Annotated in this window: 22 protein-coding genes; 7 read left to right on the top strand and 15 right to left on the bottom strand. The window is 70.5% G+C overall.

Annotation, left to right across the window (positions count from 1 at the left end):
* The first annotated feature begins 61 nt into the window (after positions 1-61).
* Positions 62-3,355 (top strand): error-prone DNA polymerase, encoded by a 3,294-nt coding sequence (locus tag ACZ7CH_RS04460; protein ID WP_470373138.1) that lies wholly within the window; start codon positions 62-64, stop codon positions 3,353-3,355.
* On the opposite strand, the gene ACZ7CH_RS04465 is transcribed toward ACZ7CH_RS04460, so the two are convergent.
* The 3 genes from ACZ7CH_RS04465 to ACZ7CH_RS04475 all read right to left on the bottom strand — a co-directional run bounded on the left by ACZ7CH_RS04465 (position 3,356) and on the right by ACZ7CH_RS04475 (position 9,082).
* Complete coding sequence (locus ACZ7CH_RS04465) at positions 3,356-3,625, bottom strand: hypothetical protein (protein ID WP_360395884.1); 270 nt, start codon at positions 3,623-3,625, stop codon at positions 3,356-3,358.
* Positions 3,626-3,687: 62 nt separating this feature from the next.
* Positions 3,688-7,968: a hypothetical protein gene (locus ACZ7CH_RS04470; protein WP_470373139.1), complete on the bottom strand. Its 4,281-nt coding sequence runs from the start codon at positions 7,966-7,968 to the stop codon at positions 3,688-3,690.
* Between the two features lie 52 nt (positions 7,969-8,020).
* Entirely contained in the window at positions 8,021-9,082 is a 1,062-nt protein-coding gene (locus ACZ7CH_RS04475) for a hypothetical protein (protein ID WP_360395887.1), read from the bottom strand.
* 255 nt (positions 9,083-9,337) lie between these two features.
* Here ACZ7CH_RS04475 and ACZ7CH_RS04480 point away from each other — a divergent pair, with 255 nt between their 5' ends.
* Positions 9,338-11,371, top strand: coding sequence for an RICIN domain-containing protein (locus ACZ7CH_RS04480; protein WP_360395889.1), 2,034 nt, complete (start codon positions 9,338-9,340; stop codon positions 11,369-11,371).
* Between the two features lie 77 nt (positions 11,372-11,448).
* Here the strand turns inward: ACZ7CH_RS04480 and ACZ7CH_RS04485 are convergent, their stop codons facing one another.
* Positions 11,449-12,015 carry a dihydrofolate reductase family protein gene (locus tag ACZ7CH_RS04485; RefSeq protein ID WP_470370060.1) on the bottom strand — a complete coding sequence of 189 codons (567 nt, stop codon included), beginning with the start codon at positions 12,013-12,015 and terminating at the stop codon, positions 11,449-11,451.
* 72 nt (positions 12,016-12,087) lie between these two features.
* Here ACZ7CH_RS04485 and ACZ7CH_RS04490 point away from each other — a divergent pair, with 72 nt between their 5' ends.
* Positions 12,088-12,663, top strand: a complete 576-nt coding sequence (locus ACZ7CH_RS04490; protein ID WP_360395892.1) for a TetR/AcrR family transcriptional regulator — start codon at positions 12,088-12,090, stop codon at positions 12,661-12,663.
* On the opposite strand, the gene ACZ7CH_RS04495 is transcribed toward ACZ7CH_RS04490, so the two are convergent.
* From ACZ7CH_RS04495 to ACZ7CH_RS04505, 3 genes are read right to left on the bottom strand one after another with little or no spacing between them, the layout of a single operon-like run.
* Positions 12,660-12,953, bottom strand: coding sequence for a DUF3017 domain-containing protein (locus ACZ7CH_RS04495; RefSeq protein WP_360395894.1), 294 nt, complete (start codon positions 12,951-12,953; stop codon positions 12,660-12,662). The genes ACZ7CH_RS04490 and ACZ7CH_RS04495 overlap by 4 nt on opposite strands.
* Before the next feature lie 13 nt (positions 12,954-12,966).
* Positions 12,967-13,815, bottom strand: coding sequence for a bifunctional methylenetetrahydrofolate dehydrogenase/methenyltetrahydrofolate cyclohydrolase (locus ACZ7CH_RS04500; protein WP_458430229.1), 849 nt, complete (start codon positions 13,813-13,815; stop codon positions 12,967-12,969).
* Entirely contained in the window at positions 13,812-14,732 is a 921-nt protein-coding gene (locus ACZ7CH_RS04505; protein WP_360395898.1) for a DMT family transporter, read from the bottom strand. The genes ACZ7CH_RS04500 and ACZ7CH_RS04505 overlap by 4 nt, the downstream gene beginning before the upstream one ends.
* Before the next feature lie 137 nt (positions 14,733-14,869).
* Between ACZ7CH_RS04505 and ACZ7CH_RS04510 the strand changes: the two genes are divergently transcribed.
* A complete protein-coding gene (locus ACZ7CH_RS04510; protein WP_360395899.1) occupies positions 14,870-17,512 on the top strand; it encodes a TNT domain-containing protein in 2,643 nt (880 codons plus the stop codon).
* Here ACZ7CH_RS04510 and ACZ7CH_RS04515 read toward each other — a convergent pair.
* Complete coding sequence (locus ACZ7CH_RS04515) at positions 17,498-18,115, bottom strand: pentapeptide repeat-containing protein (RefSeq protein WP_360395900.1); 618 nt, start codon at positions 18,113-18,115, stop codon at positions 17,498-17,500. The genes ACZ7CH_RS04510 and ACZ7CH_RS04515 overlap by 15 nt on opposite strands.
* A gap of 5 nt (positions 18,116-18,120) precedes the next feature.
* Positions 18,121-18,936 (bottom strand): type I methionyl aminopeptidase, encoded by an 816-nt coding sequence (gene map, locus ACZ7CH_RS04520; protein WP_360395902.1) that lies wholly within the window; start codon positions 18,934-18,936, stop codon positions 18,121-18,123.
* 80 nt (positions 18,937-19,016) lie between these two features.
* On the opposite strand from map, the gene ACZ7CH_RS04525 reads away from it, so the two are divergent.
* From ACZ7CH_RS04525 to ACZ7CH_RS04535, 3 genes are all read left to right on the top strand, one after another.
* Positions 19,017-19,286 carry a helix-turn-helix domain-containing protein gene (locus ACZ7CH_RS04525; protein ID WP_360395904.1) on the top strand — a complete coding sequence of 90 codons (270 nt, stop codon included), beginning with the start codon at positions 19,017-19,019 and terminating at the stop codon, positions 19,284-19,286.
* 113 nt (positions 19,287-19,399) lie between these two features.
* Complete coding sequence (locus ACZ7CH_RS04530; RefSeq protein ID WP_470373140.1) at positions 19,400-20,380, top strand: malate dehydrogenase; 981 nt, start codon at positions 19,400-19,402, stop codon at positions 20,378-20,380.
* A gap of 34 nt (positions 20,381-20,414) precedes the next feature.
* Positions 20,415-21,227, top strand: a complete 813-nt coding sequence (locus ACZ7CH_RS04535; RefSeq protein ID WP_470373141.1) for an inositol monophosphatase family protein — start codon at positions 20,415-20,417, stop codon at positions 21,225-21,227.
* Here ACZ7CH_RS04535 and ACZ7CH_RS04540 read toward each other — a convergent pair.
* From ACZ7CH_RS04540 to ACZ7CH_RS04565, 6 genes are all read right to left on the bottom strand, one after another.
* Complete coding sequence (locus ACZ7CH_RS04540; protein ID WP_360395909.1) at positions 21,224-21,415, bottom strand: DUF1918 domain-containing protein; 192 nt, start codon at positions 21,413-21,415, stop codon at positions 21,224-21,226. The genes ACZ7CH_RS04535 and ACZ7CH_RS04540 overlap by 4 nt on opposite strands.
* Before the next feature lie 86 nt (positions 21,416-21,501).
* Positions 21,502-21,849 carry a hypothetical protein gene (locus tag ACZ7CH_RS04545; protein WP_360395911.1) on the bottom strand — a complete coding sequence of 116 codons (348 nt, stop codon included), beginning with the start codon at positions 21,847-21,849 and terminating at the stop codon, positions 21,502-21,504.
* Between the two features lie 59 nt (positions 21,850-21,908).
* Positions 21,909-22,880 (bottom strand): ABC transporter ATP-binding protein, encoded by a 972-nt coding sequence (locus ACZ7CH_RS04550; RefSeq protein ID WP_470373142.1) that lies wholly within the window; start codon positions 22,878-22,880, stop codon positions 21,909-21,911.
* The gene (locus ACZ7CH_RS04555; RefSeq protein WP_360395914.1) at positions 22,877-23,674 is read right to left on the bottom strand and encodes an ABC transporter permease; all 798 of its coding nucleotides are present in this window, start codon (positions 23,672-23,674) and stop codon (positions 22,877-22,879) included. Before ACZ7CH_RS04555 ends, ACZ7CH_RS04550 begins: the two co-directional genes overlap by 4 nt.
* Positions 23,667-24,377, bottom strand: a complete 711-nt coding sequence (locus ACZ7CH_RS04560) for an ABC transporter permease (protein ID WP_360395916.1) — start codon at positions 24,375-24,377, stop codon at positions 23,667-23,669. The genes ACZ7CH_RS04555 and ACZ7CH_RS04560 overlap by 8 nt, the downstream gene beginning before the upstream one ends.
* A gap of 112 nt (positions 24,378-24,489) precedes the next feature.
* On the bottom strand, positions 24,490-25,845 hold the full coding sequence (locus ACZ7CH_RS04565) for a serine/threonine-protein kinase (RefSeq protein WP_470373143.1): 1,356 nt from the start codon (positions 25,843-25,845) through the stop codon (positions 24,490-24,492).
* Between the last annotated feature and the right edge of the window lie 43 nt (positions 25,846-25,888).

A 25,888-nucleotide genomic window follows, 5' to 3' on the forward strand; every position in this document is an offset into this window, starting at 1 on the left:
TACGACTACGAGGTCCCCGAGGGCCTGGAGCAGCTGATCCCGTCGCCGCGCAGGGCACCGGATGGGCTGGAATGATCCGCCGGTCCGCTGGAAGGACCTGGAACGCGCGCTCTCCGGCAAGCCGCACGAGCAGAGGCCCGACGGCGGTGACGGTCCCGCCTGGTCACGGCGGCGCGACCGGTACTCGGCGCCGCCGGGGTTCCAGCTGCGCGCCGACGAGCGGGTCACCCGCATGCGCGTGCCGTACGCGGAGCTGCACTGCCACTCGAACTTCAGCTGGCTCGACGGCGCGAGCCACCCGGAGGAGCTCGTCGAGGCCGCGCAGCGGCTGGAGCTCGACGCGCTCGCGCTGACCGACCACGACGGCATGTACGGAGTGGTGCGGTTCGCCGAGGCGGCGAAGGAACTGGGCGTGCACACGGTGTTCGGTGCGGAGCTGAGCGTCGGCCTGAGCAGGCCCGCCGGCGGCGAACCGGACCCCGAGGGCGACCACCTGCTGTTGCTGGCGTGCCGGCAGGAGGGCTACCACCGGCTGTGCCGCACGCTCACCACCGGCCACCTCCACGACGACGCGGAGAAGGGAAAACCCGTCTACGACCTCGATCAGCTGCTGGCCGACACCAGGGGCGAGGTCGTGGCGTTGACGGGCTGCCGCAAGGGAACCGTGCGCCGCGCGCTCACCAGGGAGGGTCCGGAGGCGGCGTTCCGCGAGCTGGTCCGGCTCACCGACCTCTTCGGTGCGGAACGCGTCTACGTCGAGCTCACCGACCACGGCCTGCCGGAGGACAGCCGCCGCAACGACCTGCTGCACGCGATGGCCAAGCACCTCAAACTCCCGGTCGTGGCAACGAACGCCGTGCACTACGCGACACCGGACCGCGGCCGGCTGGCCGCCGCGATGGCCGCGGTCAGGGCGCGCAGCAGCCTCGACGAGATGGCCGGCTGGCTGCCGCCGTCACCCGCGGCGTTCCTGCGCAGCGGCGAGGAGATGATGCACCGGTTCCGCCGTTTCCCCGGCGCCGTGCACAACGCGGCGCTGCTCGGCATGCAGCTCGCGTTCGACCTGAGGCTGGTCGCGCCGCGGCTGCCGCCGTTCGACGTGCCTGCCGGTCACGACGAGATCAGCTGGCTGCGCCGGCTCACCCACGAGGGCGCGCACCGCCGGTACGCCGACTCCGAGCACCGGGAACGGGCGTTCGCGCAGATCGAGCACGAGCTGAAGGTCATCGAGCAGCTCGGCTTCCCCGGCTACTTCCTCGTCGTGCACGACATCGTGAGCTTCTGCAGGGAGAACGACATCCTCTGCCAGGGCCGGGGCAGCGCCGCGAACTCCGCGGTGTGCTTCGCGCTCGGCATCACCAACGTCGACGCGGTCCGCTTCGACCTGCTCTTCGAACGCTTCCTCGCCCCCGCCCGCGACGGCCCTCCCGACATCGACGTCGACATCGAGTCCGACCGCAGGGAAGAGGTCATCCAGCACGTCTACCGCAAGTACGGCCGCCGGCACGCCGCGCAGGTCGCCAACGTCATCACCTACCGGGCCCGTTCCGCCGTGCGCGACATGGCCCGCGCGCTCGGCCACTCACCCGGCCAGCAGGACGCGTGGAGCAAGCAGATAGAGCGCTGGGGCCCGCTGCGGACCACCACCGACGACTGCGACATCCCCGTCCCGGTGCTGGAGCTCTCCGCGCAGCTGGAGAACTTCCCGCGCCACCTGGGCATCCACTCCGGCGGCATGGTGATCTGCGACCGCGCGGTCAGCGAGGTGTGCCCGGTGGAGAAGGCGCGCATGGCCGGCCGCACGGTGCTGCAGTGGGACAAGGACGACTGCGCGTCCATCGGCCTGGTGAAGTTCGACCTGCTCGGCCTGGGCATGCTCTCCGCGCTGCACCACGCGATCGACCTCGTGCGCGACCACGAGGGCGTCGAGGTCGACATCGGCCACCTGGACCTGGATGACCAGCGCGTCTACGAAATGTTGCAGAAAGCCGACTCCGTGGGCGTCTTCCAGGTGGAGAGCCGCGCGCAGATGGCGACGCTGCCGCGCCTGAAACCGCGCGAGTTCTACGACCTGGTCGTCGAGGTGGCGCTGATCCGGCCGGGCCCGATCCAGGGCGGCTCGGTGCACCCGTACATCCGGCGCCGCAACGGGCAGGAGAAGTGGGACTTCGACCACCCGTTGCTGGAGAACGCACTCCGCAAGACCTACGGCGTGCCGTTGTTCCAGGAACAGCTCATGCAGATCGCCGTGGACGCCGCCGGTTTCACCGCCGCGGAGGCCGACGAGCTGCGCCGCGCGATGGGTGCCAAGCGCTCGACAGCGCGGATGGAACGCCTGCGCGACCGCTTCCACGAGGGCTGCGCGGCGAACGGCATCGGGGAGGAGTTGGCGGGCCGCATCTACGCGAAGCTGCTGGCGTTCGCCAACTTCGGCTTCCCCGAGTCGCACGCGCTGTCCTTCGCGCACCTGGTGTTCGTGAGCGCGTGGTTCAAGCTCTACTACCCGGCCGCCTTCTGCGCCGCACTGCTGCGCGCTCAGCCGATGGGCTTCTACTCACCGCAGTCGCTGGTGGTCGACGCCCGCAGGCACGGCGTGACCGTGCACGGCCCGTGCGTCAACGCCTCCCTGCCGCACGCGACGCTGGAACCCTTCGAGGGCGGCGTGAACGCCGTCCGCACCGGTCTGGCCTCGGTCCGCGGCGTCGGCCAGTCGGACGCCGAACGCATCGTCGCCGCACAACCGTTCCGCGACATGGAGGACTTCGGCTCCCGCGTGCAGCTCACCACCGCCCAGGTGGAGGCCCTCGCCACCGCGGGCGCGTTCGCGTGCTTCGGCCTGGAACGCCGCGAGGCCCTGTGGGCCGCCGGAGCGGTGGCCGCGATCCGCCCCGACCGCCTGCCGGGAACCACGACCGGTGTCGACGCACCCGCGTTGCCCGGCATGGACGAGGTGGAGCTGGCCGTGGCCGACGTCTGGGCCACCGGCCTGTCCCCGGACAGCTTCCCGACCCAGTTCGTCCGATCCACCCTGGACGCGATGGGCGCCCTGCCCACCGCCGCGCTCGCCGGCGTCGAGTCCGGCACCCGCGTCCTGATCGGCGGCGCGGTCACCCACCGCCAACGCCCCGCGACCGCGGGCGGCGTCACGTTCCTCAACATCGAGGACGAGACCGGCATGGTGAACGTGGTGTGCTCGCCGGGCCTGTGGGCCCGCTACCGCCGGATCGCGCGCAGCAGCGGGGCGATGCTGGTGCGGGGGACCGTCGAGTCGGCGGAGGGGGTGGTCAGCCTGCTGGCCGACCGGCTCCAGCACCTCGACCTGCGCATCCCCTCGCGGTCGCGGGACTTCCGCTGATCAGGCCTGGCCGGCGCGCCGCTGTTCCCAGCGCTCGACGATCTGATCGGCGGTGGCCTTGTCGATGGGGTCCAGCCGCCCGTCCCGGCGTCCCCGGTCCAGCTCCTCGCGAACGCGGCTGCGCATCCAGCCGGACTCGGTGATGTACCGCTCCTCCAGGTCGTAGCCCTGCGGGCTCGTCCAGGTCCGGATGACCGCGTCGGGCTCGGCGGACGAAGATCCCCAGTCCACCCAGGCGAGGTAGGAGTACTGCCCGTCCTCAGGTTCCATGTCGCACAGCTCGTTTCGTCAGAGGGAACGCGCCCCTCGCGGGTGCGAGGGGCGCGTCGTCATCACCTCAGCAGTTTGAAGTTCGGGATGATGAGCGCACTCGGTGGGATGTCGACCTCGTTGAAGATCGCATCGGACTTGACCTTCTCGGCCGCGGTGTCCGCCTCAAGCTCGTTGATCTTCAGCTTCTCCTTCTCCGTGAGGGGGCGCTTCTCCGCCGCCGCCCTGCCCTGGATCGCCGCGACCTGGGCGTCGTTGGTCCGGCGCTTCTCGTAGTGCGTGGTCTCGTCGCTCTTCGCCTTGAAGCTCTTGTCCGTGTGGAACTGGAGCTCGAACAGCTGACCGTCCGCGGACCTGAAGGTCGTGTTGATGCCGGGGTAGCCGTTCATCTTCGCCCAGAAGTTCTTGACCTCCACGAGGGTGTAGCCCTTGGCCTCGAACGCGACGAGGGCCTCGTAGAACTTGTTGGTGTACGTCGCGTCCGGGAACACGTAGGTGTACCGGACCGCGTCGTTCATCTTGTGCTGGATGTCCCGCGGATCGCGCTTGACACCACCGTCGTTCATCTCGTCGAAGAGCTTGCGGAGGTACGACTCCGCGCTCTTGAGCTCGGTCCGCTTCTTGCCGGGCTCCACGACCCGGTACTTGCGGTCGGCCCCGATCGCGTCCGCGATGCCGTCGACGTCCGGGGTGATGCGCTTCTCCGCGTCGGCGGCCTTCTTCAGCTGGGCGTCGGCCCACTGGTAGTCGGCCGCGCTGATCCGGACCCTGAGCGCGCCGATGTCGTGCCAGTAGTCGCCGTTCACGAACGTCGGCTCTTTGTACACCGGTGCGTCGGGATCGGGGGTGGGGCTCGTGCAGTCCGCGGCCGCGGCCATCAGGCCGTGCGCGCAGACCTTGGGCTGCTCCACCTTGAACTTCGCGTCGTCGAGCTTGGCCAGGCCGTTCTCGATCCGCAGCGTGCCGCCCTCGATGCGGATGTCCGCACCGTCCAGCTTGGACAGGTCGCCCTCCAGCCGGCTGGAGTACGACTCCAGGCGGTAGAGCCTGCCGTCGATCGCGACGACCGCGTTGTCGATCTTGCCGACGCCGTTCTCGATGTGGACCTTGGCGCTGAAGATCTCACCGAGCGAACCGGGGAGCCGGTGCGGCACGGTGTCGTCCAGCTTGACGATGACGCCGCGGAGCTCCGCGAGGTTGTCGAGGATCTTGCCGGTGCCCTTGCCGAGCACGTTCTTCATCACGCTGAGCGTCTTGGTCAACGCTCCGGCGCCGCCGCTCGCGACCGTGCTCACCGCACCGAACGACAGGTCCCACAGGGTCAGGCCGAGCGCCTTCGCCGGGTTGTCGTGCCATTCCTCCAGGTGGATGAGCGTGTACGGGTTTTGGACCGTGTAGACGAGCCCGTCCCAGATCTGCTTGCACGAGTGGAAGTCGCCGAAGACCGAGCCGCCGACGCAGTCGAGACCGGTGAGCAGGCCGTCCAGGGTGCCCTTGGCGCCCTCGACGATGCCCGAGCCGATCTGCTTGTAGAGCAGGGTCAGCTTGTCCTTGCCCTCGCGCAGCAGCTGGCAGGCCGCCTGGTCACCGGCGGCGCACCGGGCGCCCGTCTGCAACGACTCGACCGCGGCCTCGCCGTAGGCCTTGAGACCGCTCTTCGCGACCTCCTCGACCTTGTTCGCGGCGCGTTTGCAGTCCTCGAAGTAGAAGACCGGGTTGTCCAGGCACCGGTCGACGGTCAGGATGCCCTTGATGAGCTGCCCGTTGAGCTCGTCGGCCTTCTTCTGGGCCTCCTCCCGCGCGATCTGCTCGGCCATCTCGAGCCGCACGCGGTACTCGTGGACGTCGTCGATGTGGTCGACGACGGACTGGATGAACTCCTGCACCTTGTCGGCGCTGGCCCTGGCCATCGCGTAGATCTGCTCGGTCGCGGCTGCCGCCCGGTCAGCGCTCGCAGCCGATGCGCTCGCCGCCGCGGCGGCGTTGCCCGCGGCCACCGCGTCCTGCTGGGCGGTGTTCGACCAGCGACCCGCGGTGCCGGCGGCGCCGTGGGCCGCCTGGGCGTGCTGCACGGCCTGGTTGGCCGCGTCGTTCGCGACCTGGGCGTACTGCGCCGCCTGGTTCGCGGAGTCGGCGGCACGGGAGGCCGCCTCGTACGCGGGTTTCACGTCCGCGGTGGCGTCGTCGGCCGCCTTGGCCGCCCTGACCGCCGCCTGCGCGGCCTCGTCGGCCTTCTCCCTGGCCAGGCGGGACTGCTCCTCGCTGATGAGCAGGGCGTCGGAGAGGGTCTGCAACGCCCTGCGCGCGTCGGCGTTGAGCGCCGCGTACGGCTTGAGGATCAGCTCGGCCGCTCGTGCCGAGTCGACCACCAGCGCCGCGGACGCCGCCGCCGCCGAGGCCGCGCGGTCGGCGACCACGGACTGGAAGACGGCCTGGTTCGCCTCGCGGACCGCGGCCTCCGCCTCCTGCTGGGTCATCTCGGCGGACGCCTTGGCGCCCAGCGCCACGTTCACCGCTTCCAGCGTGATCCGGTGCGCCTCGTCGGCGGCCCGGCGTGCGGTCACGGCCTCCCTGGTCGCGTTGTTCGCCGCGGTGCGGGCGGCCTGCGCCGCTGCCGCAGCCTGCTGGGCCGATGCCCGTGCCGCCGCGGCCGACGACGCCGCTGCCGAGGCCCAGCCTGCCGTCTCGTTCGCGGCGCCGCGGGCCACGTCGACCTGGCCCCGGATCTCCCTGGTGACCTCCTCGACGTTCTCGCCGCGTTCCCTGGCGACCTGCTCGCGATCACGGAGCCGCAGCTCCATGTTCTCCAGGCTGATCAGGCGCGCGTTGTGCATGCGCCCGATGACGTCGACCTGGGTCTGGATCGAGCGGACCTTGTCCACCGCGGCGTCGTGCTCGCCGGCCAGGCGAGCGGCCTCGGCGTTCGCGGCGTAGGCCGCGTTCGCCGTGACGGCCGCGTTGCGTGCGGCGGCCTGCGCGTTGATGCGGTGGTTGCGGGCGTTCGTGGCGTGGCGCTGCGCGTCGGCGGCCTTCGCGCTCGCGATGTTCTTCTGCTGCTCCGCGCGGTTGCGCGCGGCGATCGCGATGTCCTGCTGCTTCTTCGCCGCCTCGGCGAGCTCGGCCGCCTTGGCCGCCTGCCGTTCCGCCTCCGCGCGGTACTTCGCCGCGTTGTTCGCGTGTTCCTGGGCGTTGCGGTCGGCGTCGAGCGCGCGGCTGTCGGCCAGCGTGGCGGTGGCCGCGTGCATCGACGTCTCGGCGGCCAGCGCCGCGGCGTCCACCGCGTTGCCGATGCCGATGGTGACCTTGGCCCAGTCCAGGCCGTCGGTCATGCCGCTGTCGACCAGGCGCTGCGCCGCGTTGCGCGCACGCGTGTTCGCCTCGACGGACGCCAGCGCGATGCGGTCGGCGGCCTCGGACTCGCGCGCCGCGTTGGCGCGTTCGGCGTCCAGCAGGTCGTTGCGGCCGAGCTGGCCGTGGGCACGGCCGGGCTTGTCGTCGCGGAAGATCCGGTCCGCCCTGTGAGCCGCTTCCACGGCCCGCTTCATGGCGTACGTGACGTCTTCCAGGTGCTTGACCGCGTCGATGTTGGCGCGCAGGATCTCGGCGCGCGCACTCGCCGCGGCTTCGGCGCGACGGGCGATCTGGTCGAGCTCGGTGATCGCCTTGTTGCGGTCCTCCAGGGCTTTCTGGATGACCGCGCGCATGTCGTGGTCGCGCTGGTTCGCCTCGTGGTAGTCGACGAGGTAGAACTGGCGGATCCGCGCGTAGTCGCCGCTGAGGAGCGCCGCCTCGCCCTCGATCTTCACCTGCGGGCCGCCCATGGCCACCATGTCGCGGACGCGGGCGATGATGCGGTCCTGCTCGGCCTTGTCGTCCTCGGCCTGCTGCTTGTCCCGCTTCAGCGCGATCTCGTAGCCATAGGCCACGAAGTCCCTGATGGCCTGGTCACCGGCCGTCAGCGCGGCCTGCGCCCCCGCGCGGACGTTCGGGCCACCGGTGGCTGCCCAGTTCTCGACCTTGCGGCGGTGTTCGGCCAGTTCGGCGCGCTTGCGCACGTCGGCACGGCCCTGCGCCTCCGCCTGACCGTGGTCGAGGAACCAGATCAGCCGCTCTTTGGTGCCGACCGCCAGCGCGGCCTTGGCCGCGTCGCGGACCTCGACGTCCTCCGCGTGCTCGGAGATGTCGGTGACGAGCATCTTGTAGAACTCGAACTCCTCGTCCACTTCCTGCGGAGGAGGGTCGTTCGCCGCTGCCTGCTGGAGCACCGGAACGGGTGTCGGCGCGGCGGCTGCCTGCACTGTCCCACCGAACAGGGTGAGGACCAGCGCTGCGGAAATGGGCACGACTGATCTGCGCCACACCGAGGTGGCGCCTGATGATCTTCTTTTCATGGTGTCAGCGATCCCCCAGATCGCGGTCGGCGGCGTCCTTCGCCGCCTTGCGTGCTTGTTCGGCGACGGCCTGCCAGTGGGCGGCGGAGTCGCGGGCCTTGCCGGCGGCTTCCTCCCACGTGATGCGGCCGCTGTTAGCCTGCGCCAGGATCGCGAGCCAGTCCTGCTCCGACTGGGCGCCACGGGCATACTCGGCGACCTCGGCCCACATCGCCGCCTGCCTGTCCGCCTTGGCCTTCTCCGCCAGCCAGTCCACAGAGGACTCGCCTGCCTCGCGGTCGACCTGCTCCCAGAGCTGCTCGGCCTCCAGCCGGTGCTTGCGCGCCAGCTCCCCGCTGGCCTCCCGCTCGGCCGCCTCCGCCGCGAGCGCGGACGCGGTCAGCCGTGCGATCTGGTCGTGCCAGACCTGGTTCTGCTCGGTCGTGGTCCGCACGAACCGCTCGGTGTCGAGCTCGGCGCCGATCTTCCACTCGTAGGCGAAGAACAGGCCGATCGACCGGTCGTCACCACCGCTCAGCGCGCGTTGCGCCGCGGCCCGCACCTGGACGCCGGGGTCGGTGGCGGCGAGGTGGGCGACGTAGGCGCGGTCCTCTCCGGACAGCCGGGCCAGCCGTTCCTGGCGCTTGTTGTCGTGGACGCGGTCGAGCTCCACGGCCCGGTCGTATCCACTGTGGACGTACAGCTCCTGGGCGTTGAACGAGGAACCCAGCGCGCTCAGGGACGAGCCCTGCACCTCGCTGCCGGGGATGGCGGTCCGGTTGATCTCCCGGATGATGTCGGTGTTGAGTCTTTCTCGTTGCGTGGCACGGGTTTTCGCCTTGCCGTAGCCGACGAGCACGAACTCGCGGATCTTCGCCTCGTCGTTGGAGGCCATGGCCACGTAGGCGGCGTCGCGCACCTCGGACTGCAGCGCGGCGTTGAACGACATCTGGAACACCGTCTCGCGCATGGACGCGGCCAGTGCGGTGGCGGTCGTGCTGATGGCCACCGATTCCGCGAACGCGGGAGTGGCGTGGACGGTTCCGACGGCGCCGGCCGCGAGTGCGGCGGCGAGAAACGCAGGCATGAGCGCATGACGCCCCATGTGTTCCCCCCAGAACTTCACGTGGTGGGCTGATCGCCCTAAAAGTTCCTAGCACTTCGAGTGCCCGCGGGGACACCGATAGTGAAGTGACCCAGCTCACACCGCATTGCGGACAAGGCGGGCGCCGTGCGAAGTTCCCCACGGCATCCGACGACTGGGGAGTCGAGCGGCCGGGCCTGGGGGGTTCACGCCGCGCTTGGAGCAGATGCCGTTACGACGAATCTTGGGGGATTCACCTTGTCCAGACGCAGTCTGGGTGACCGTGGCCTGCGCGCAGTCGCCGCGCTCACGGTCTCCATCACGCTGGCCGGCGGCCTGTTCGCCACTCCGGCACTCGCCGCACCGCCGGGGGTCGACCCCTCGGCACCGGCCGACGTGTCGACGGTCAGCTTCTCCGCCGCCCTGGTGTCGGACTTCGACCAGAAACTGGCCGCTGCCAGCACGATCAGCGCGTCGGTGACGTCCAGGGAAGCCCGGATGGCCGACCTGAACTTCGTCATCTGGATCTACAACAACGCTCCGCGCGACAGCGCCGTCAAGCGCGAGGCGTTGAAGGCGCTCACGAACGAGACCGACGAGAACGCCTGCTACGACTTCATCGTCACCGGCATCCACCTCGCCTTCCGCGAGGACGTGCGGGCCATCCCGATCATGGACGAGCGGCACCGGCAGCGGCTCAAGGCCACCGACCTCATCGGCTGGATGAACGTCGACCGGTACTACCTCGACTCGAACCTGAGCGAGTTCGTCACCAAGCTGTTCATCAACACCAACGGCACCGAGAACCCCGAGATCAAGGCGCAGGCCTCGGCCGTGCTGACCAACACCTCGACCGACGAGCAGCGCCAGAAGTTCGTCACCGAGGGCATCTTCACCGCCTACAACCTCGACGTGCAGCGCCGCCGCGAAGCGGCCGAGCGCGAGCGGACCGCGATCGAGGAGCGGGACGCGATGCTCAAGGCGCGCGGTGACGCGTGGCGCGTCGCGGCCCAGGCGGAGCTGACCACCTCGCTCAAGGTCATGACCGACAGCGAGTTCACCTGGGAGGTCTACCGGGCTCCGCTGGCGCGCAAGTTCGTGAAGGCCGCCGCCCAGGGCGCGCTGGACACCCACGACGCGGCGCAGATCAAGGCCTTCATCTTCACCGGCATCCACACGGCGCACCAGAGGGACGTCGCCGAGGAGGACGCGGCCCGCGCCGTGGAGACCGAGAAGCAGATCAAGGAGATCCTCGACCGCGCCAAGCGCGACGGGTACCTGCCGAACGTGGTCGCGGCCGCCACCGCCGCACTCGCCGGCGATCTCAAGGCGCGCAACGAGTTCATCAACCTCGGCCGGTACGAGGCCGCCAAGCGCGACCAGATCAAGCCCGCCCACGAGCTGGTGGTCGAGCTGCAGGGCCAGGCCTCCGGGCGGTGCGCCCAGATCGCCGGCGTCGACGCGCAGGCCATCGAACAGGGCCAGTACAACGAGCTGTGGGACTGCATCCGCCCCGCCCCCAAGCAGGTCTGGGCGCTGAAGCAGGTCGCCACCAACGAGTACCTGCTCATGAACGGCAACTCGCGCCAGTGCATGGACGGCCACAGCGACCTGCTGCGCCAGTACCCGTGCGACGCGAACAACGGCTACCACCGCTGGAGCTTCCTGGAGAACGCCGACGGCACGTACCAGATCAAGAACGTCGGCACCGGCAAGTTCGTGACGGTCAGGGACGGCCAGACGCCGAACGCCAGCCCGGTCACCACCTACGTCGGCACCAACGACGGCCACCAGCGCTGGCGCCTGCTGAACCTGGTGCACCGCTCGGACGTCGCCACGATCGCCGTCGGCCGCTACCAGCTCAAGGGCGTCCAGTCCGGCCGCTGCCTGCAGACCGCCGGTCTGTGGGACACGCCGAACCAGGGTGCGCTCGCGAACCTCGCCGGCCAGGAGCTGTGGGACTGCGTCGGCGGCGGCAAGATGGCGTGGGACCTCGTGGACCTGGGCGGCAAGCGGTACGCGCTCAAGAACGTGATGTCCGGCAAGTGCCTCGACGTCAAGAACGGCGTGCAGCTCAACGGCTCGCAGCTCATCCAGTACGACTGCCACTACGGCGACACGGAGCAGTTCGCGTTCTCCAGCCAGCCCGACGGCAGCTACGTGCTGGAGAGCGTCCTGGCCGGCAAGGCCGCCGACGCGATCGGCAACGCCGTGCAGAACGGTGCCGCGGTCGGCATCTGGGACGTCAACGGTCTGACGAACCAGCGGTGGACGCTCCACGCCACCGCCTGATCCCGGTGTGAGGACGAAGGGCTCCTCCCGCTGCGCAGCGGGAGGAGCCCTTCGCCGTACCCGCGCGGTCGGCGGGATCAAGAACTGCGTTCGTAGGTCATGAAGGAGACCCCGCTTTCGAACAGCCGCGCGTCGGTGCGCGTGAACTTCGTGATGTCGGCCTTCCCGTCGAACAGCGGGATGCCGCGGCCGAACACGACCGGGTGAATCTTGAGCAGCAGCACGTCGATCTCCGGCAGCAGGGTCGCGGCCAGCTTGCCGCCGCCGCACAGCCAGATGTCCTGGCCGTCCTCTTCCTTGAGCGCGCGCACCCGGCCGACGACGTCCTCGCGGATCACCTCAACGTCGGGCGGCGTGCCGGTGATCTGGGTCGAGACCACGAACTGGCGCAGGTGCGCGTACGGCGACGCGAGCCCGCCCGGCACCTGGTAGGTGCTGCGGCCCATCAGGACCGTGTCGAAGTGCTTGTTCGGCGCGTCCAGCAGCCCCAGCGCCTCGCGGAACTGCGTGGGCAGCGTGTCCGGGTACTCGGCGTTGATGCCCTCCATGTGGTCGCCTTCGAAGACGAACCCGTCGTAGGTCCCGTCCTCGGCCGCGATGAAACCGTCGAGCGTGGTGGCGACGTAGTACACGAGCTTTCGCATCCCCAGAACCTCCTGTAGCTCCAACCACGACAACCGTAGTACTATGTGTGTAGTGGTTGCAAGGAGGAAATCGTGGTGAGGAACGAAGCGAGGCGAACGGCGCTGCTCGACGCGGCGGTCGACGTCCTGGCCGAAGAGGGCGCGCGCGGGCTGACCTACCGGGCGATCGACGCCAGGGCGGAGGTGCCGGCGGGCACGGCGTCCAACTACTTCGCGAGCCGCGAAGACCTGATGTCCGAGGTGATGACCCGCGTGTTCCAGCGGTTGCAACCGTCGGACTCCTCGGTCGCGGAGTCGCTCGCACTGCCGCGCGACCGGGCGCTGACCGTGAAGTTCATGCACGACATCATCAAGCGGGCGGACGCCGACAAGGCCTGCTGGCTCGCGATGATGGAGCTGCGGCTGGAGTCGACGCGGCGGCCGGACCTGCGCACCGCGATCACGAAGACGGTCGCCGAGGGCCTCGACTTCAACGTGCGCTTCAACGAGGAGGCGGGGCTGCCCGGCGACCGGACGGCGGTCGTGCTGCTGTACCTGGCGATGACGGGGTTGGTCCACGAGCGGCTGACGCTGCCGGACGTGCTGGCCGACGAGGACCTCGACCGGCTCGTCGAAGACCTCGTCGACCGCGTGATCGGCCCGGCCTAGCGGCTCAGCGGGCCGCCGGTGATCGTCAGCGCCACGGCGATCACCACGACGCCGAGCGTGCTGTAGAGGAAAGCGTCCATGCCGCGGCCGCGGATCTTGATCAGGCCGGCCTGCTCGTCGGTCACCAGGACCCGCAGCACGGCCGCTACCAGCAGTGACACCCCGAGCAGGACGGCGCCCTGCCGCCAGTGGTACTGGAAGATCCGCACCAGCCCGAGCACCCCGACGCCCAGGACCAGCGCGAACGGCAGGTGCTTGCCCGCACCCGACCGCCAGCGCTGTTCCGGCATGAGCGCTTCTGCGTCAGACCGCTGCATGGGCGCGCTCGGCGGCTTCGACGGTGTTCGTCAGCAGCATCGCGACGGTCATCGGGCCGGACCCGCCGGGGATCGGCGCCAGGTGGCCGGCGACCTCGGCCACGTCCGGTGCCACGTCGCCGACCAGGCCGTTCTCCGTGCGGGTGATGCCGACGTCGACGACGGCCGCGCCCGGCTTGACCATGTCCTTCGTGATCAGGCCGGGGGAGCCGGCGCCCGCGATCACGATGTCCGCGCGGCGCACCTCCGCGGCCAGGTCCTTGGTGCCGGTGTGGCACAGCGTCACGGTGGCGTTCTCGCTGCGGCGGGTCAGCAGCAGGCCGATCGGGCGGCCCACGGTCACGCCGCGGCCGACCACGGTGACGTTCGCGCCGGCGATCGGCACCTCGTAGCGGCGCAGCAGCTCGAGGATGCCGCGCGGGGTCGCGGGCAGCGGGGCGGTCTCGCCGAGCACCAGCTTGCCCAGGTTCACCGGGTGCAGGCCGTCGCCGTCCTTGCGCGGGTCGATGCGCTCCAGGACCGCGTTCGCGTCGAGGTGCTTCGGCAGCGGCAGCTGGACGATGTAGGCGGTGACCTCGGGGTTCGCGTTCAGCTCGTCGATGACGGCCTCCAGCTCCTCCTGGGTGGTCTCGGCGGGCAGGTCGCGGCGGATCGACGCGATGCCGACCTTCGCGCACGCGGTGTGCTTGCCCTTCACGTACGAGTGCGAACCGGGGTCGTCGCCGACCAGCACGGTCGCCAGACCCACCGGCGCCGGCAGTGCGGCGACCCTCGCCTTCAGGTCCTCGAACAGCGCGTCTCGGGTTTCCCGGCCGTTGAGCAGCGTCGCAGTCACCGCACCATCCTCCCACTGGGCAACGCCGCCACGCCGACCGACACCAGGGTCAGCGCCACGCCCACCACCGTCGCCGTGGCGAGGTGCCCGCTGACCACGTCGAGCAGCACGGCGCCGACGAGCTGACCGCTCACGCCGCACAGCCCGACCATCAGCACGCCGATGAACCGCACGGACACGATCGCGCCGCCCACGCCGACGATGCCCAGCAACCCGCCGAGGTACAGCCACCACTGCGACGGGAACGCACCGGGCACACCGCGCGGCACGGCCAGGTTGACCAGCGTCAACGCGATCGTGCCCACGCTGAAGTTCACCAGGATCGTCGCCATCGAGTGCTGGGCGGCCTCGCGCACCAGCCCGTTCACCGCCTGCTGCCAGCCCATCATCAGCCCGGCGACCAGCGGCAGCACCGCGAGCCACAACGTGCCCGGCGACGTGAACTGGTGCGACACCGCCACCGCGACCGCCACGACACCGAGCCCGGCACCGGCGACGCGGGTCTTCGTCAGCGCCTTCGGCACACCCGGCCCGAGGCCCGCCCGGTCCACCACGAGGCTGCTCACGAGCTGGCCGACGACCACCGCGACCGTGAACACCGCCACACCGATGGTCGCGACCGCGATGCCCTGTGACCCGACCAGGAAGGCGCCGCTGATCCCGCCGATGCATTCCCACCAGCGGATTCGGCGGTGCCGCAGCGCGTCGGCCAGCCGCCGCAGCCCCGCGCGTGCCGACGACCGGGACAACACGGCCGCGAGCAGCACGATCAGCCCGCCGCCGAACGAGACCAACGCGGCCAGGGGACCGTTCTGCAGCGCTTGGGCCAGCGAGCCGTTGACCCGTCCCTGGACCGCGATCGCCACTCCACTGAGTGCCGCGACGAGACCGCCGGACACCTGTGCGGACCGTGACAAGGGGCCTCCTGCTCCGACGGGGGTGTTCTTGATCAGCTTTAACGTGGACGCCACCCGCGTTATGGTCGGGCCTCCACCGTTCGGCGCAGCGGCGGGGGACGTGTGCGATCCGGCGAGTTGCGGGGGAAGATGTTGGCGTGTCCGAGCCGAAGCCGTTGAACCCTACCGAGCAGGACGCTCTGGTGAAGCAGATCGGCCTGACCCTCATGCGGGCCGCCCCGGAGGACTGGCGCAGGGTGGTCGCCGAGTACCGCGCCACCGGCCGGTACTTCGAGCTGGCCGCCGAGTTGCACGTCGCGGACGGTACTTCGCGGCCGTGGGCGCCGCCGCAGGAGGTCGCGCAGCTCTTCGCGCGGCTGAGGGCCGGCATGCACCGCGAGGGCAGGGGCAGCTGGTCGAACGCCCGCTACCAGCTCGACCACCCGTCGAGCTACAACCTCGACTTCGACCGCGCGGAGCCGAAGTGGCAGACGCCGCCGCCTCCGCAGGCGTACGTCGACGAGATGCGGTTCTTCCCGCGTGCCGACGAGAACGTCCCCGACTGGCTGCGCCGCAGGCTGAACCCGCCGACGCCGGTGTTCCGCAGCGTCCGGGTGTTCGACGGCGCCGGTCCGAACGGCCGCCCGTCGGTCAACCGCCCGCCGGTGCCGGAGCCCGAGGTCGCGCCGCTGCTCGCCTACCTGTCGAACGCGCCGGTCGCCGTGGCCGGCCGCGGGTTCGACGCCGACCTGCTGGCCGCGGACTCCCCGCCGGTCGTGCCCGCGGGGTTCCAGACCGACGGCGTGTGGATCTGGCCCGCCGGCGTGTCCTACTACCTGCGCAAGTACGGCGTGCCGCCCGAGCCGGAGCTGGTCGAGCGGGCCCGCGGCAGGGGCTTCGCGCTGCCCGAGGTGTCCGAGGAGACCCGGCTCGCCGCCGCCGCGAACATCGGCGCGCCCGCGGCCCCTCCCGGCACGGTGCTGCCGCCGCCCCCGCCGGTCGAGGCCCGCCCGGCCCCCGAGCAGGAACCCGAACCCGAGGCCACCCGCGAACCGGAGCCGGACGCGACGCAGTTCGTCGAGGCACCGAAGTTCGACGACGAGCCCGACTTCGAGCCGCCACAGGAGTCGACCCGGTTCATGCCGGCCCCCGACTTCGACGACGAGCCGGAACCGCAGCACGCCGCCGAGCAGGAGCCGGTCGAGGTGACCGCCGAGCGCGCCCCGCTCGACGACGACCCCGAACCGCTGGGCCGCCCGGTCTCCGTCGCGGCACCGCTGGCGGACGACGGCCCGCCCTACCGGGTGATCTTCGACTCCGACGGCGTGCCGGACCGCGTCGACGACCGGCACCTGCGCGACACCTACGGCGCCGGCATGGACCTCTTCGCGCCGCACCCGACCGAGGAGTTCGCCCAGGTCGAGGACGACCTGCCGGAGCAGGACGAGCAGGAGCCCGTCGCCGTCGTCGAGCCGGACGACGAGCCCGAGGTGCCGACCGCGGGGCCCGACGAGCCCGCGCTCTTCACGCACCAGCAGGAGGACGAGCCGGAGCTGTTCACGCACCACCGCGAGGAGGAGCGCACCGACAGCTTCGTGCCGGAGGCCGAGGACCGCCCGCGCGACGCCATGCAGGACACGATGGCGTGGAGCCCGGTCCCGGACGAACCGCTGGAGCACGCCACCGAGGTCACCGAGGAGCACCCGGTCGTCGCGGTCGAGGCCGACGAGCCCGACCTCGCCGAGGAGGAGCTGCGCACGACCGCGGAGCTCGACTCGCGCGACCTCCACCTCCCCGAGCGCCTTCCCGAACACCAACCCCAGCACCAGACCCAGCACCAACCCGAGCGCCTTCCCGAGCCCGCGCCGGTGGTGCCGCCCGCACCGGTCAAGCCCGCCGTGCCGGTCGTCGAGGAGACCGCCCAGTTCGACGCGGCCCTCTTCGCCGACGACGAGCCGGAACCCGAGCCGGAGCCGGAGCCCCACCCGCGCCAGGTCACGCCGGAGGAGGACCGCGAGCTCGCGGGCACCCGCCGCGCGCTGGACGACCTGAACGTGCCGCACGGCGTCTACCGCATCGGCGGCGAACCCGCCGACCGCACCTGGAACCTGCGCCTCGACGGCGACAGCTGGGAGGTGTGCTGGTTCGACCACGGCCCGAAGAACCCGGTGCGGTTCGAGAAGGTCGAGGACGCCTCGGCGTACCTGGTCGGCCGGCTCGTGATGGGCAACTTCCGCACCATCCCGCCCCGCGGCCAGACCCCGCCCGCACCGCAGCGGCCCATCGCCAACGGCTTCCGCGAGGAACCGCGCCGCCCCGTGCCCCCGCAGCGCCCGCCGATGCAGGCCCCGCCGCTCCCGGCCCCGCTGCCCCCGGCCCCCACGGCCGTGGTCCCGGCACCCGCCCCCGCACCGGCACCCGTCGCCGTGCAGCAGGACGACCCGGCCAAGCGGAAGTTCCCGATCACCCCGCTGGCCGGCGAGCCGCCGCTGACGTTGTTCCGCCACAAGCAGATGTTCGAGCTGCCGGCGGGCACCGAGGTCGACCGCTACGGTGACCAGAGCGGCAACCTCGTGTACGTGGCGGGCACGCCGTTCCCGGAACGCAGCCTCGTGCCGTCGTGGATCAACCGCCCGTACCGGGTCTACCGCCTGCGCCGGCCGCTCGAGGTGCTGACCGGCGTGGCGGTGCCGTGGTTCGAGCAGCCCGGCGGCGGAACCGCCTACCTGCTGCCGAAGGCGGTCGAGGAGATGATCGCCGAGGGCGTGCTCGTGGAGATCACGGGCTCAGGAGACAACTAGGCCGTACGCCGCCGCGAACGAGACCGCGGTGTCGATGTCGATCAGGGCTCCGGCGAGCTTCGCTTGCCGGAGCCCGTTCGCGTCGATCTGCGCCCCGCGCAGGTCCGCCCCGTCGAGCTTCGCGTCGAGCAGCCGCGCGCCCATCAGATCCGCCCGGCTGAGGTCGGTGTTGCGCAGGTCCGCCTCGCTGAGGTTCGTCTCGCGGAACCGCTGACCGCCCAGCTTCAAGCCGTGCAGCGGTGCCTTCACGAACGACGCCAGCGTGAAGTCGACCTCGGTGAACGTGACCGGGCGCAGCACGCAGTCCGCGAAGTTCGACCCCAGCAGGCTGCACGAGGTGAAGCTGGAGCGCGTGAGCACCGTGCGGTCGAACGTGCACTGCCGGAACGCCGTCGCGTGGTGCCTCGACTCGCCCAGGTCGGTCCGGGTGAAGTCGCACCGGGTGAACGTGCACCCCGTCGTCACCAGCTCGCGGAGGTCCGCCTCGGTGAAGTCGCAGTCCGTGAAGGACCGCTTCTCCCAGTGCTGGTTCGGCATGTTCGCGTCGGCGTAGTCCTCGCCGACCTCTTCGACCGGGCCGGTTTCTTCGACGGGGTTGTCCACGGCCCCTAGTGTGCCGGAGCGTCGCTCACCTGTTCGACCGGTGCGGCCTTCTCCGACTCGCGCCGCGTCAGCACCAGGGGAGCGTCCTCGGTGATCGCGACGGTGTGCTCGGAGTGCGCGGTGCGGGAACCGTCGGCCGAGCGGATGGTCCAGCCGTCCGGGTCGTAGACGATCTTGTCGGTGGTGCGGGCGAGCCACGGTTCGAGCGCGAGCGTCAGGCCCGGCTTCAGGGTCATGCCGCGGCCGGCGTGGCCCTTGTTCGACACGTGCGGGTCCTCGTGCATGGTGCGGCCGATGCCGTGGCCGCCGAACTCGGTGTTGACCGGGTAGCCGTACGAGCGCGCCACCTGGTAGATCGCCGCCGACAGGTCGCCCAGCCGGTTGCCGGGGCGGGCCACCGCGATCGCCGCCTCCAGCGCCTCCTCGGTGGCGCGGACGATCCGCTGGTCCTCCTCCGCGGGCGTGCCGACGATGACGGTGCGCGCGGAGTCGGCGACCCAGCCGTCGATGCCCACGGCGATGTCGGCGGTGAGCACGTCGCCGTCGCGCAGCACGTAGTCGTGCGGCAGGCCGTGCAGCACGGCGTCGTTGACCGACAGGCAGATGACGTTGCGGAACGGGCCCTTGCCGAACGACGGCGCGTAGTCCCAGTAGCAGGACTCGGCACCGCGGTCGGAGATCATCCCGCGGACGTGGTGCTCCAGGTCCATGAGGTTGACGCCCACGTCGGCGAGCCGGCCGACCTCGGTGAGGACCTCGGCCACGAAGCGCCCGGTCACGTGCATGCGGTCGATCTCCGCAGGCGACTTCAGTTCAATCACGAGCTACCTCACTGCCTTGGTATAGTTATACCGGCACCCTAACACTTGTCGGTATAGTAATACCAACCTATCCTGGTGGCATGGTCCGCCAACCGCTCACGCCAGAGCAGATCGAAGCCGGCCGCCGACTCGGCGCCCTGCTGCGGCGCGCACGGGCGGGGCGGGACCTCGTGGAGGTCGCGCAGTCGGCCGGCATCTCGCCGGAGACCCTGCGCAAGATCGAGACGGGCCGTCTCCCGACGCCCGGCTTCGGCACGATCATCTGCCTCGGCGAGGCCCTCGGCGTGCCGGTGCAGGAGCTCGCGGACACCTGGCGCGGCGCCGACCAGCCGCTCGACGCCGTGTCCTAGCACCTCGGCGTGGTTGTCCACTCTCACACCCTCGGTCGCTCCCCGTGTTGGTAACGTGCGGGACGCCGGGCGACCTGCCCGACGTCAACGAGGACCGTCATTCGGGAAGGCTCATGACCCGCACGCCCGTGAACGTCACTGTCACCGGTGCCGCCGGCCAGATCGGCTACGCACTGCTGTTCCGCATCGCCTCCGGCCACCTGCTGGGCCCGGACACCCCGGTCAACCTGCGGCTGCTGGAGATCACCCCGGCGCTGAAGGCCGCGGAGGGCACCGCGATGGAGCTCGACGACTGCGCCTTCCCGCTGCTCAAGGGCATCACGATCACCGACGACGCGAAAACCGCGTTCGACGGCGTGAACGTCGCCCTGCTCGTCGGCGCCCGCCCCCGCACCAAGGGCATGGAGCGCGGCGACCTGCTGGAGGCCAACGGCGGCATCTTCAAGCCGCAGGGCGAGGCGATCAACGCCGGTGCCGCGGACGACGTGAAGGTGCTCGTGGTCGGCAACCCGGCCAACACCAACGCCCTCATCGCCCAGCAGCACGCGCCGGACGTCCCGCGCGAGCGCTTCACCGCGATGACGCGCCTGGACCACAACCGCGCCCTGTCGCAGCTCGCCAAGAAGCTGGGCGTCGCGGTCACCGACATCAAGAACATGACGATCTGGGGCAACCACTCGGCCACCCAGTACCCGGACCTGTTCCACGCCGAGGTGGGTGGCAAGACCGCCGCCGAGGCCGTGAACGACCAGGCGTGGCTGGAGAACGACTTCATCCCGACCGTCGCCAAGCGCGGTGCGGCGATCATCGAGGCCCGTGGCGCGTCCTCGGCCGCCTCGGCCGCCAACGCCGCCATCGACCACATCCACGACTGGGTCAACGGCACCGAGTGGACCTCGATGGCCATCCCGTCGGACGGCTCGTACGGCGTGCCCGAGGGCATCATCTCGTCGTTCCCGGTCAAGTGCTCCGGTGGTGCGTACGAGATCATCCAGGGCCTGGAGATCGACGAGTTCTCCCGCGCCCGCATCGACGCCTCCGTGGCCGAGCTGGTCGAGGAGCGCGACGCGGTCAAGGGCCTCGGCCTGATCTGATCCGCGGCGCGGATTTCGTGGCACTGTGGGGCACGTGCTGATTCCCTGGCCCGTGCCCCAGCCGCAGATCTCCGACGACGTGCACCCCGCGCTCGCTGACGCCGCCCGTGCGGCGTCGGCGGCGTACGGGCGTGCCCGTTCCGCGCACACCCGGCTCGAGCTCCGCGAGGAGGTCGCCGACGGTGCGGACGGAACACCGACGATGCGCGTCGACCGCATCGTCGAGGACGCGATCCTGGAGTCGATCCACCGCAGTCGCGTGAACCTCCTGTCCGAGGAAGCCGGGTTCGTCGACAACGGCTCGGCGGTCACCCTCGTCATCGACCCGGTCGACGGGTCCGCGAACGCCGCGTTCGGCGTTCCGCTCTCGTGCTTCGCCGGTGCCGTTGTCATTGACGACACGGCTACCGAAGCTTTGACCACATGGTTCGACACGGGCCGTGCGTGGCATGCGCGCGCGGGTGTCGACACATCGTTCCGCACGACGGGGCGCACGTCGTTGGACGGTGCGTCGATCTGCCTGATGCGGCCCAAGACCGGCACCCAGGACGCGTGGCTGCGCATTGCGAACCGCGCCGACCGCATCCGGGTGCTGTGCACGACGTGCCTGGAGACCATGCTCGTGGCCGAGGGGACCGTCGACGGCTTCATCGATCCCGGAACCGATACACACCGGATCATGGACCTGGCCACGGCGCTGGTCACCGTGCCGGCCGCCGGTGGGGTGCTGGTCGACCTGCACGGCCGGCCGTTCACGTTCGACCCGGACCTGTCCCGCCGGTGGTCCGGTGTGGCGGCGGCGACTCCCCAGCTGGCCGAGGAGCTGATCGCGACCGCGCTGGCTTAGACGGTTCCGCGCGGCTCGACGACGCAGTCGGGTCCGGGGAACACGAGGCCCTCGTGGCCGTCGTTGAAGCGGACCAGGTAGGGCGGGGCACCGTCGGTGCCGCGGACCTCGAGGATCTCGCCGAGGCGTTCCTCGAGACCGATGGAGCGGCTGTGGACGTGGAGCCTGTCACCAACTGTTGCTTGCATGGCGCTGCGACACCTCCGGGAGCGGCGTGAGGTCAGGCGTCAAAGCCTAGGCCGCTTCCGGAGGTGCGCAACAGGGACTCGAGTGCTCATCCACCGCACGCGGCGGAGACCTTGGCGACCATGTCAGCCTTCTGCGTGACCCAGTCCGCCGCGGAACCGACGTTCTGCATGCCGTTCGCGGCCTCCTCGAGCGCCTTCTTCACCTGCTCGTCGGGTGCGGAGTTGGCCAGGTTCTCGAGGTCGGTCGCCTTGGCCTTGGTGTCCTCCAGCGCCTTCTGCGGGTCGCTCAGGTCCGGTGAGAACCCGACCAGCTGGATCGCGTCGGCGCACAGCTTCACCTTGTCCGCGGTGTCGCTGACTCCCTGGATCGTGTCGCAGGCCGTCAAGCTGCCCAACGCGATGACGGCTGCCGCCAGCGGTCCGATAAGGCGCATTCGCTCTCCCTCTGCCCGAAGTGTCCGTTTGTGTTGTCCCCGACTCTACCGACCTGCGGTTACCGGTGGGCGTATTCTTCGACCTGGCGCTGGTAGAGCTTCCTGATGACGTCGTCGATCTGCGGCTCCACGACGGCGAGGTCGTGCACCTCCACCTGCGCGACGACCCTGGTGATCAGTTCGGCCGCCGTCGTCTCCGCTCTCCTGAACGTCAGGTGGTGGCGCGTCCCGCTCGCTTCACTGCGCACGGCCGTCACTCCTGGGACGTCCGGCGCGGGGCCGGGTTCCCTGAGGTCGATGACCAGCTCGCGCTCCGGCGTGACCTCCTCGCGCAGCGCGTCGAGCGCCCCGTCGGCGAGCACCCGGCCGTGGTCGATCACCATCAGCCGCGGGCAGAGCCGTTCGATGTCGTCGAGGTCGTGCGTGGTGAGCAGGAGCGTGGTGCCGCGGCGGGCGTTGAGGTCTTTGAGGAACTCCCGCAGCCGTTCCTTCGACTCCAGGTCCAGGCCGATCGTCGGTTCGTCGAGGACCAGCAGCTCCGGCGCGTGCAGCAGGGCGGCGGTGATCTCACCGCGCATCCGCTGCCCGAGCGAGAGCTGCCGCACCGGTGTGAGCAGGAACTCCCGCAGGCCCAGCAGCTCGACGCACTCGTCGAGCCGGGTCCGGTAGTCCGGCGGCGGCACCCGGTAGATCGACCGGAGCAGGTCGAAGCTGTCGCGCAGCGGCAGGTCCCACCACAGCTGGCTGCGCTGGCCGAACACCACGCCGATCCGCTTGGCGAGGTCCCGCCGCTGCTTGGCCGGGTCGACCCCGCTGACCTGGACCCGGCCGCTGCTCGGCACCAGGATGCCGGTCAGCATCTTGATCGTCGTCGACTTGCCGGCCCCGTTCGGGCCGACGTACCCGACGGCCTCGCCCGCCGCCACGTCGAAGCTGACCCCGTCCACCGCGGTGACGGTCTTGTACTTGCGCCGCAGGCCCTTGGTGGTGGCGACCTTGAACTCCCTGCGGAGCTCCCTGACCTCGATCATGATCCCGTTCCCCGGTATCTCCCGACCGCGAACCGCCACACCAGCCCGGCGACCACGGCCGCCAGTGCCGCGACGAGCGGTGATGTCCAACCGACCCAGCCCGGCAGTCCGAGCGGGTCCTGCCTCCCGAGCAGCGCGAGGCTCGGGTAGTACGCGACGAACGCCCCCGGCACGACGAACGCCATGAACCAGCGCAGCGGCCGGGAGTAGACGTTGATCGGGTACGAGGTGAAGGCGCCGCTGCCGTAGGTGACCGCGTTCGCGAACTCGCGGCCGTCGACGATCCAGAAGCAGATCGAGCACGCGACCACCCACACCGCGCTGTAGATGACCGCGCCCGCCACCGGGGTCAGGACCACCAGCGCGACCTTCGCCGGCGACCAGTCGACCGCGACCCGGTTGAGCGCGTAGACCATGACCGCGACCGCGCCGAAGATCCGCCCGATCCGCCGCAACCGGATGTCGGACACCATGATCTGCGGCAACGTGCCGAGCGGGCGCATCAGCAGCACGTCGAAGCTGCCGGTGCGGATGTAGGTCGGCAGGTTGTCGAGCTGCCCCGCGAACAGGTCCGCGGCGCCGAACGCGGCGCCAGCGAACGCGTACATGAGCAGCACCTCGTCCCTGCTGAACCCGCCCAGCGCGTTGACCTGGCCGAACAGCACCAGGATCACGAGCAGCTCGTACCACTGCGCGATCACCTGCGTGACGAAGTCCAGCGCGAACGACGCCCGGTAGGACAGCTGGCTGCGCAGCCGCGCGCCGATGAGCCGCGGGTAGATGACGTCAGCCACCCTGCACCACCACCCTGCGCACCGCGCGCCGCAACGCGAAGTGGCCGAGCGCCAGCACCACGACGGCCCAGAAAAGTTGGTACAGCAGGAGTCTCACGACACTGCCGTGGCCGAGGAACACGTCGATCGGCGCCTGCAGCAACGCCGGGAACGGGCTCATCCACAGCAGGTCCCGCGCCCACTGCGGGAAGAACGCGATCGGCACGGTCAACCCGCACAGCAGGCCGGACGTGACGTTCCAGAACCCGTACAGCCCGCGGTTGTCGAGCAGCCAGAACGCGCTGACCTCCACGAGGAACCGCACCCCGAAGCTGCACACCAGCGCGATGAGCGCGCTCACCAGGAACAGCGGCCACCGGAGGGGGCTGTCCGGGAACTGGAAGGGGAACAACAGCATGCCGAACAACGCGGGCGGCAGCAGCCGCACGAGGAACGCGTACCCGCCGCGCCCGACGTCCTGTGCGAGCAAGGCGCTCAACAGGTGCCAAGGCCGGTACAGGTCCACCACGACGTCACCGGATCGCACTCGCTCGGCGAGCTCGTTCGGTCCCCACAGCAGGACGAACCCGAGCAGCCCCTGCCCGATCCAGACGTACGTGTTGGTCGCGGCGATGTCGTAGTCGGCGATCTCACCGTTCGCCGCCTTGAGGGCGGCGACGAGGACCGCGACCCTGAGCAGGCCGAAGACCACGTTCGTGGTCATCCCGGCCAGCATCGCCTGTCGGTAGGTCGAATACCTTCGGAACCCAGCAATGATCAAATCGGCGTGAACACGCACAGCGGTCCACGTTACGACCCGTCGCAAGTGGATTTGTTCAACTGCCGAAAGCGGCCGTGACCGTCTCACCCACGTCCGGCGGCGACCCGAGGCACAGGTAGTAGCTCCGCTCGCCGTCCTTGAAGCCGACGGCGACGATGTCCCAGCCGGTCGTGTCGACCCCGGCCTTCGTGTTCGCCTTCATCACCTCGGGTGAACAGGTCTTGGCGAGCTCCGGCGCCTTCGCCAGGTCCTCCGGGTCGGCCGTGGGGATCGGCCCCGACAGCCACCCGCCGGCGAACGCCTCCCAGAAGTGGTCCTCCGAGCAACTGCCGGTCCGCCGCGCCGTGGCCGCCGCACCACCGGCCTGCACGGTGCCGCGGAAGCACGTGGAGCTGTCGACGCAGAAACCGCTGTCGCACACCTTCAGGAACGGTGGCACGGACTCCAGCGCGACCTCGTTCGTCCTCTGCTGCCGGGGGTCCTGCGTGCTCGCCTGCGTCTTGTCACCGCCGGAGCTCCACACCAGCACCCCGGCCGTGACCGCCACGACCGCCACGACCGCCGCGACCAGCGGCCACCTCTTCGCGGCCTTGGGCTGCTGGGGCGTCAAGCTCCGCAGCTCGTCGCGCAGCTGCGCCGCAGTCGCCGTGCGCTGCGTCGTGTCCGGGTGCAACGCGCGGGCGATCGTGTCGTGCAACGCCGACGGCACCCCGTCGACCGTCGGCACCGGCTTCCGCAGCACCTCACCGAGGTGGTCGAAGCTGGTGATGGGCCACGGCACCGGTCGCGGCGGCTTCCCGGCCAGCAACGTGTAGAGCGTGGCGGCGAGCGAGTACACGTCCGCCTGCGGCGTCGGCGGCGCCATGGCGAACGCCTCCGGCGGCGCGAAGCTGGGGCTCAGCGCGTCCCTGGTGACCGTGCTCCCGCCCTGCGCGTCCAGCAGCGCGGCCAACCCGAAGTCGGCGAGCTTCGGCGTCCCGTACCGGTCGACGAGGATGTTGCCCGGCTTGATGTCCCGGTGCAGCACACCCTCCCTGTGCGCGGCGGCGAGCGCGTCCGCGAGCTTGATCCCCAGATCCCTGACCTGCTCGGCCGGCAACCGCCCCTGCTTCTCCAGCCGGTCAGCCAGCGACCCGCCGTCGCACAGCTCCATCACCAGGTAGGGCGTGCCGTTCTGCGTGATGTTCGCGTCGTGCACCCCGACGACGTGCGGGTGCCCGCTCAGCTTGGCCGCCGCGTGCGCCTCCCGCACGAACCTCCTGCGATCCCGCTCGTCGGCCAGCACGCGGTTGTCGATCTTGACGGCGACGTCGCGGTCGAGCTGGGCCTGGTGGGCGCGGTAGACGGTGGCGAAACCGCCGGAGCCGAGGGGTCTCAGGAGGGTGAGGCCGGGGATGTGGGGTGCGGTCACGGGCGGCACTTTAGGCGACGCCACCGACAATCCGGAGACGGCA

Source organism: Lentzea sp. NPDC037011, assembly GCF_055607425.1.